This is a genomic window from Bordetella petrii, assembly GCF_020991325.1.
GTDB classification, from domain to species: Bacteria; Pseudomonadota; Gammaproteobacteria; order Burkholderiales; family Burkholderiaceae_B; genus Bordetella_A; species Bordetella_A petrii_E.
The window spans coordinates 1-8299 of the sequence record NZ_JAJMLX010000209.1 but is presented as its reverse complement, the minus strand read 5'-3'; the positions used below and the strand labels follow the sequence as shown (position 1 = coordinate 8299).

Annotated in this window: 6 protein-coding genes; 5 read left to right on the top strand and 1 reads right to left on the bottom strand. The window is 66.5% G+C overall.

Annotation, left to right across the window (positions count from 1 at the left end; translation table 11 throughout):
* On the bottom strand, positions 1–346 hold a 346-nt coding region (locus LPZ50_RS18150), incomplete at its 3' end, for an FHA domain-containing protein (RefSeq protein WP_230663317.1).
* Positions 347–606: 260 nt separating this feature from the next.
* Here LPZ50_RS18150 and tssJ point away from each other — a divergent pair.
* The 5 genes from tssJ to tagF all read left to right on the top strand — a co-directional run bounded on the left by tssJ (position 607) and on the right by tagF (position 8171).
* Positions 607–1122, top strand: coding sequence for a type VI secretion system lipoprotein TssJ (gene tssJ, locus LPZ50_RS18145; RefSeq protein ID WP_230663315.1), 516 nt, complete (start codon positions 607–609; stop codon positions 1120–1122).
* An 85-nt stretch (positions 1123–1207) separates the two neighbouring features.
* The gene (gene tssK / locus LPZ50_RS18140) at positions 1208–2542 is read left to right on the top strand and encodes a type VI secretion system baseplate subunit TssK (RefSeq protein WP_230663313.1); all 1335 of its coding nucleotides are present in this window, start codon (positions 1208–1210) and stop codon (positions 2540–2542) included.
* Between the two features lie 19 nt (positions 2543–2561).
* Positions 2562–3845, top strand: coding sequence for a DotU family type VI secretion system protein (locus tag LPZ50_RS18135; RefSeq protein WP_230663311.1), 1284 nt, complete (start codon positions 2562–2564; stop codon positions 3843–3845).
* Positions 3842–7450: a type VI secretion system membrane subunit TssM gene (gene tssM / locus LPZ50_RS18130; protein ID WP_230663309.1), complete on the top strand. Its 3609-nt coding sequence runs from the start codon at positions 3842–3844 to the stop codon at positions 7448–7450. The genes LPZ50_RS18135 and tssM overlap by 4 nt, the downstream gene beginning before the upstream one ends.
* A gap of 16 nt (positions 7451–7466) precedes the next feature.
* Positions 7467–8171 carry a type VI secretion system-associated protein TagF gene (gene tagF / locus LPZ50_RS18125; RefSeq protein WP_230663307.1) on the top strand — a complete coding sequence of 235 codons (705 nt, stop codon included), beginning with the start codon at positions 7467–7469 and terminating at the stop codon, positions 8169–8171.
* Positions 8172–8299: the final 128 nt, after the last annotated feature.

Sequence of the window (8299 nt, the reverse complement as noted above, 5' to 3'; positions counted from 1 at the left end):
CCGCCGCGCCGGCAACGGCGGTGGCCACGGGCGCGGCGGGGTCTTCGGCCTTGAGGGTGTAGGGGCCGATGCTCAGTTCGTCGCCCGGCTGCAGGGGCACTTCCTGGTCGCGCGTGAGGACGCGCCCGTTGATGCTGACGCTGCCCATGCTGCTGAGGTTGACCAGGTAGCACGCATCGTCGCTGATGCGCAGGGCGGCCTGGACGCGGCAGATGCCGCGTTCGCTGTCGGGCAGGGCGAGATGGTTTTCGGCCGAGCGCCCCAGCGTGCCGCCGGGGGCCTGGAACACGGCCGACAGCGGGGTGGCCGCGGGGTCGGCGTGGCGGGAAAACGCGGTGAGTCTCATGCGGGAAGTCTCCGTGGCATCGCGCGCTGGAATTGCGGGTGCGGACACTCCGATGATAGCCACCGAGTCTGACCGAAATGATGTCGGGGAGTTAGGAAACTATGACCAAGCGCCAATTCTCCCTGAGGTTCCGTAACAGTAGTAACTATTTCTGTATTTACACGACAGTTGCTTATTTTTCCCTTGTCATACACGCTTTCTCCATAATCCCAGGGGGCGTTCCGCGAATTATGGTGTTTCGCAAGACTGCTGTTTCCTCCATGAAAGGGCTTTTCGCAAGCCTGGTTGTGCTGGCCTTGCTGGCGGGCTGTTCCTCTACGGCCCGGCGCGTACCCGTGCCCTACGCCATCGAGCTGCGGGCCGACGAAAAGGTCAATCCCGATACCCACGGGCGTCCCTCGCCCATTCAGGTCACCATCTACGAACTCAGTTCGGCCAGCGCCTTCGAGTCGCGCGATTTCTTCTCGCTGCAGTCCGATCCGCAGGCGGCGCTGGGCAAGGAAGTGCTCAACACCGACCAGGTCATCCTGCGTCCCGGGGAAACCAAGACACTGCAGTACACCGGCAGCGCCGACGCGCGCATGGTGGGTGTCGTGGCCGCCTACCGCGACCTGGAGAAAAGCCACTGGCGGCTGGTCGTGCCGCTGCCCGAGGCGCAGAACACCAATATTTACAAGGTATGGCAGTTCTCGCCCAACGAAGAAACGATCAAAGTGTCCGTCAAGGACAACGGATTGGCAGTCACCGACCGCGAGAGCTCCTGGTGGCCGTTCTAGGGCCTGCACGGACTGAAGGCGCCCCGCTCGCGGGCGCCGAGGCAGGCTTTTCGCGCCAACCCGCAACTTCACCGCAAACATAGCCATGGCAGAGAAGAACAAGGTCATATGGTCAGAGGGGATGTTCCTGCGTCCCCAGCATTTCCAGCAGTTCGAGCGTTATGTGGAAGGGGTGCTGCAGCAACGCGCCGCATCCCTGCACGGGTTTTTCTGGGGCTTCAGCCACCTGGCGCTGGATCGCGATGCGCTGGCGGTGGGCAAGCTGGTCCTGACGGAGGCGCGCGGCGTGCTTCCCGACGGCACCCCCTTCGATTTTTCGCACCCCGACGATGCGCCCGCGGCGCTGGACGTGCCCGAACAGGCACAGGATGTGCGCGTGATGCTGGCGCTGCCGCGCGTGCGCCCGGGCGCTACCGATGTGCAGTATGAAGACGAGGCCGACTCGCTGGCGCGCTATCTGGTGCAAGAGGCCGAGGTCGAGGACTCCGGCTCCATGGGGCTGGAACCCGCCTTGCTGCAACTGGGCCGCCTGCGCCTGCGCCTGATGCTGGAAACCGACCTGGGCGACGAATGGCTGGGCCTGGGCGTGGTCCGCGTCATCGAGCGCCGCGCCGACAACCGCGTGGTGCTCGACGACCGCTATATTCCGCCCTGGCTGTCGACCGGCGCGCATCCGCAACTGCTGGGTTTCGTGCAGGAACTGTACGGCCTGCTGAATGCGCGCAGCGAGGCGCTGGCCATGCGGCTGTCGCAGCCGGGCCGCGGCGGCGTAGCCGAAGTGTCGGACTTCATGCTGCTGGAAACCGTCAACCGCTATGTCGGCGCGCTGTGGCACAGCCGCCAGGCGGATTGGCTGCACCCCGAGCGCTTGTTCCACGACTGGCTGATGCTGGCCTGCGACCTGGCCACCTACACCGCCGCGTCGCGCCGGCCCGAAGTCTTGCCCGACTACGAACACGACGATCTGCAAACCAGTTTCGGCACCCTGATGAATGAACTGCGCCGCTCGCTGTCGGCGGTGCTGGAGCAGCATGCCCTGCAGATACCGCTGCAGGATCGCGGGCAGGGTGTGCGGGTGGCGCAGATTCCCGACCTGGAATTGCTGCGCACCGCGGGCTTCGTGCTGGCCGTGCACGCCGACATGCCGACGGATACGGTGCGGTCGCGCTTCCCGGCGCAGGTCAAGATCGGTCCCGTCGAGCGGATCCGCGACCTGGTGCACCTGCAACTGCCGGGCGTGACGGTGCGCGCGCTGCCGGTGGCGCCGCGGCAAATTCCGTACAGCGCCGGCCACGTGTACTTTGAACTGGACAAGGGCGGCGACTTCTGGAAACAGCTGGAACGCACCGGGGCGCTGGCGCTGCATCTGGCTGGCGAGTTCCCCGGGTTGTCGATGGAATTCTGGGCCCTGCGCGACTAGGCCCTGGAGCGGAGAAACCATGCAAGCTTCCGATACCGCTCTGCCAGGCCCGTTCGGCTCCGGCATGCCCGATGGGCCGGGAATGGGTTCAGGCCGGCTGCGGCCGCACGAGTATGTGATCAGCGGGTCGAACCCGCTGGTGGCCGCCGCCAACCCGCTGCTGGACCTGATTCCGCAGATCCGCGCTACCACCTCGCATCCGTCGCCGGCCATGCTGCGCGAACACCTGCTGGACGAGATCCGGCAATTCGAGTTGCGCGCGCAGCAGGCGGGCATTCCCAACGAAACCATCCTGGGGGCGCGCTACTGTCTGTGCACCGCGCTGGACGAGGCGGCCGCGCTGACCCCATGGGGCGGCAACGGTGTATGGTCGGCCCACAGCCTGCTGGTGACATTCCACAACGAAACCTGGGGCGGCGAGAAATTCTTCCAGCTGCTGGCCAAGCTGTCGCAGAATCCCAGCCAGCACCTGGACCTGCTGGAACTGCTGTATTACTGCCTGGCCCTGGGCTTCGAGGGACGCTATCGCGTGGCCGATAACGGCCGGTCGCAGCTCGAGACCCTGCGCCAGCGGCTGCTGCGCATCCTCCGCACCGCGCGGGGGGAATACCCGCGCGCGCTGTCGCCGCACTGGCAGGACGTGCCCGCCCAGACCCAGTTGCGGCGCCTGCCGATTCCCCTGTGGGTGTTCGGGGCACTGGCCGCGGTGCTGGCGCTGGCCATCTACTGGGCGCTGGCCTGGAGCCTGGGCCGCCAATCCGATGATGTGTTCACGGCCATCAGTGCCCTGAAACCGCCCACGGTGCAGATTGCGCCGCAGCGGCGCCCCGCGCCCTCGCCGCGCCTGGCCGTATTCCTGGCCCCCGAGATCCGCGACGAGCTGGTCACCGTGCGCGACGAGGTCGACCGCAGCGTGGTGGTGCTGCGCGGCGACGGACTGTTCGAATCCGGGCAGGCATCGGTGCGTGAACAGTACCTGCCGGTGCTGTCGCGCGTGGCCGATGCCCTGCGCGAAACCGAGGGCAACATCCTGGTGCGCGGCTACACCGACAATATCCCCATGCGCGGCGCGCGGTATCCGTCGAACTGGCATTTGTCGCAGGCGCGGGCCGATGCGGTCAAGGAATTGCTGGAAACCCGCCTGGATAATCCGCAGCGCGTGCGGGCCGAGGGCCGTGGCGACGCCGATCCGGTGGCGCCGAATGACACGGCGGCGGGGCGTTCGCGCAACCGCCGCGTCGAGATCACGTTGATGGTGCCGCCGGTGCCTCGGGAAGAAACGGTCGAGGGTACGCGGCAATGATTCATAACGTATTCGGTTTTCTGTTCAGCCGCGGCTTGTGGAACTTCCTGGGCCTGGTCGCGCTGGCGCTGCTGATCTGGATAGCGGGGCCGCTGCTGGCCATAGGCACCACCCGCCCCCTGGAAAGCGAGACCACGCGCATCATCGTCATTGCGGTGCTGTTCGGTATCTGGCTGCTGCGCATCCTGTGGCGCAAGTGGCGCGAAGGCCGCCTGAATGCGCAATTGCTGGGCCAGTTGCGCAAGCCCGCCACCAAGAAAAAGGTGGAGCCCGAGCCGGGCAACCCCGAGATCCGCCAGCTCGAGGAGCGTTTCAACGAAGCCGTCGAACTGTTGCGCAAGACGCGCTTCGACGGCAATACGCGGCGCCTGTCGCTGGACCGCTTCTCTAAACAGTATCTGTACCAGTTGCCTTGGTATGTGATCATCGGCGCGCCTGGCGCGGGCAAGACCACCGCGCTGGTGAATTCGGGCTTGAATTTCCCGCTGGCCGACCGCTTTGGCAAGGTGGCGTTGCGCGGGGTGGGCGGCACCCGCAACTGCGACTGGTGGTTCACCGACGATGCAGTGCTGCTGGATACCGCTGGCCGCTACACCACCCACGAAAGCGACGCCACCGGCGACGAGGAAGAGTGGAAGGGCTTCCTGGGCCTGCTGTCGAAGTACCGCGGCCGGCAGCCCATCAACGGCGCCATGCTGACTGTCAGCGTGGAAGACCTGTTGTCCGCGTCCGACGCCGAGCGCGTGCAGCACGCCGCCGTGCTGCGCCGCCGCCTGCAGGAACTGCGCGAACAATTGGGGATCCAGTTCCCCGTGTATGTGCTGGTGACCAAGGCCGACCTGCTGTCGGGCTTCGAGGAATACTTCGCCTCGTTCAGCCGCGAAGACTTGTCCCAGGTATGGGGTTTCACGCTGCCGTATACGCGCACGCAGGAGGCCGACTTCGACCTGTTCGAGGCTTTCCATGCCGAATACAGCCTGCTGCAGCGCCGCCTGGACGATGCGCTGCCCGAGGTGCTGGCGGCCGAGACCGATCCGGCCCGCCGCGCGCTGGCGTATATGCTTCCGCAGCAATTCGCCGGCCTGCAGGCCATCCTGGGGCACTTCCTGAGCGATGTGTTCGCCACCTCCAAGTACGAGGCGCGCCTGGTGCCGCGCGGGGTGTATTTCACCAGCGGCACGCAGGGCGGCGAGACCTTCGACCAGGTCACCGGGCATTTGAAACGCTATCTGCGCATCGACGGCGGCGGCGCGCCGGCGGCGAATCTGCAGGGCGAGGGCGACGGGCGCAGCTACTTCCTGAAAGGCCTGCTGCAGGACGTGATTTTCCGCGAGGCCGGGCTGGCGGGCCGCAACCTGCGCTGGGAACGCCGCTACCGCCGCCTGCACTGGGCGGGCTACGGCCTGATCGCCGCCTTGCTGGTGGCCTTGGTCGTGGGCTGGGTGGTCAGCTACCGCAACAACAAGACCTACGTGGCCGAGGTGGAACGCCGCGTGCCCACGGTGGAAAAACTGGGCCGGGAAATCAAGATCACCCGGGCCGGCGACGTGCTGGGCCTGATGCCTTTCCTGGACAGCCTGTGGTACTTGCCGCGGCACGCCACGTTCGAACTGGATACGCCGCCGCTCAGCTACCAGTTCGGCCTGTACCAAGGCCAGAAAATGTTGTCGGCTTCGCAGGGCGTGTACCGCGACACGCTGGAGCAGGTGCTGCTGCCTCAGGTGGCGCGACGCATCGAGACGGCGCTGCGCACGGCGGCGCCCAACGACCTGGAGTTCACCTACGAGGCGCTGCGCGCCTACCTGATGCTGTACGAGGCCGACCATTACGACGCCGAGTTCATGCACGCGTGGCTGCTGTCGGACATGCAGAAAACGCTGCCCGAAGGTTATACGCGCCGCGAGTACGACATGATGTCGCTGCATTTGCGCAATCTGGTGCAGGGCCGCGTGCTGGCCTCGCCGTTCCCGCGCGACGACGAACTGGTCACCCAGGTGCGCGAGCAGCTGGCGCGCTACACCCTGGCGCAAAGATCGTACAGCCGCATGCGCCGCATGCTGGCCAGCAGTGATATCGGCCCGGAACAGACCGCTATCACGCTGGGCGGGGCGCAGGCCAGCGCGGTGTTCGTGCGCAAGAGCGGCAAGCCGCTGACGCAGGGCATCCCGGCGCTGTACAGCTACAACGGCTACTGGAATGTGTTCAACCAGCGTGTCACGCGCGTGGCCGACCTGCTGCGCCAGGACGATGCGTGGGTGCTGAATATCGAAGCGCCCGGCATACTGGACCAGCGCGCCCAGCAGCAGCTGATCATCGATATCAAGCGGCTGTACATGAACGACTACGTCGAGCAGTGGGACGCCTACCTGAACGACCTGCAGCTGGCGCCCACCACTTCGCTGTTGCAGAACATCCAGATGGCCCGCACGCTCTCGGCGCCGGAATCGCCGCTGGTGAAGCTGGTGCAGGGCGTGGCGCGCGAAACCAGCCTGCTGCGCGACACCGATGACGGGCGTTCGCTGATGGACCAGGCGCGCGACCGGGTCAGCAGCACGCGCGAGGCGCTGGAGCAGATGTTCGGCCCCACCGGCCCCAGTGCGGCGGTGCGCGCCGATGCTTCCGACGAAAAACTGGAACGCATCGTCGACCTGCATTTCGAGCCCTACCGGCGCCTGGCGCAAAGCGAAGCCCAGGGCAGTCCGCCCGCCATCATGGCCACCACGGGCCTGATCAACGAGCTGTACACGTACCTGACCGCCGCCGACGCCGCGCTGCGCAGCGCCAGCCCGGCACCCGGGTCGGACGTGGTCACCAAGCTGCGCGCCGAGGCGGGCCGCCTGCCCGAGCCCCTGCGCGACCTGCTCAATACCCTGTCGGTGAAGGCGTCGGGCGAAATCTCCGAGGCCACGCGCGAGCACCTGGGCGAGACAGTATCGGCCACCATCGGCATGTTCTGCAGGCAGTCGATCGCGGGCCGCTACCCCTTCGCGGGCGGTGGGTCGCGCGATGTGGCGCCCAACGACCTGGCCCGGCTGTTCGGCCCCAACGGCATGATGGACGATTTCTTCCAGAAGAACCTGGCCACGCAGATCGATGTGTCAGGCTCGCGCTGGCGGTTCAAGCCGGGCATAGACGGCAAGCAGGGCGACAGCGCGGCATTCCTGGAATCGTTCCGCCGGGCCGCGGTGATACGCGATGTGTATTTCACCGCGGGCAGCCCGCTGCCGTCGTACCGCGTGGCGATACGGCCGCTGGAAATGGACGCGCAGATCACCCAGTTTGTCATGGATGTGGACGGCCAGACCGTGCGCTACGCGCATGGCCCGCAGGTGGCCACCAATGTGCAGTGGCCGGGGCCGCGCGGCACCAACCAGGCGCGCATCGAACTGACACCGCAGGTGGGGCCGGCCGGCATATCCGCATCGGGGCCGTGGGCCTTGAACCGGCTGCTGGACAAGGCACAATTGCGGCGTGGGTCATCGCCCGAGGTCACCATTGCCACCTTCGATATCAATGGCCGCAAAGTGGTGCTGGAGATCACGGCAAGCAGTGTCAAGAGCCCCTTCCATCTTCCCGAGATGCAGGGTTTCTCGTGCCCCCGATAGCTTCCAAGGACAGGCCATGAACGATGCAAGGGGACAACTAGGGTGGTACGGCAAAATTCCTGCCTCGGGCGATTTCGTCCACCGGCGCCTGCCGCGTGAACTGATTGCCTGGTGGGACCGCTGGCTGCAGTATGGCCTGGCCGCGTTGAAACAGGCGCCCGACGACAGCGCGGCACGCAGCTTCGCCACCGCGCCCATCTGGAATTTCGCCATCCCCTCGGGGCCCAGCGGCAACGGCGCCCAGCTGGGCTGCATCGCGCCCAGCCGCGACCGCGTCGGGCGCGGCTACCCGCTATGCGTGGTGCTGGCGGTGCCTGAAGACAGCTACCACAGCAGCATGCTGGACGGTGCCAGCGACTACTACCGGCAGATCGGTTCCAGCATGTTGTCCGCCGTGCGGCACGGCTGCGCCGCCGAACAGTTCGACCGCGAACTGCAGGAAATACGCGCCCCTGGCGCCATTGCGCCGGCCGAGCGGTCCGGCGGCAGCGACATCATGGATATTCTCAACGCCGGCCTGGACGACAGCGCCGCGCCGCTGGCGGCCCGCAGCCTGGCGGCATGGCCCGATTTGCCGTTCTGCTTCAATCCCAGTTCGCATACCAGCTACTGGTGGACCAACCAGGTCGACGGCGCTGCGCTGCAAACCTATGTGCACGGCGGGGCCTTGAACGCCGCGCTGTTCACCCGATTGTTCGCCTCGCTGCCCGCCTGGCGCTAAGCGACTTTTCACGTGTCCGGAGTTCCCAGAATGACCGCACCTTCCGCCAACTCGCCGAACCGCGATGCGCCCGTCGAACCGGGGCCAGGCCATCGGCCGCTGAGCGCGATCGCGGCCGCCGCCGGCGG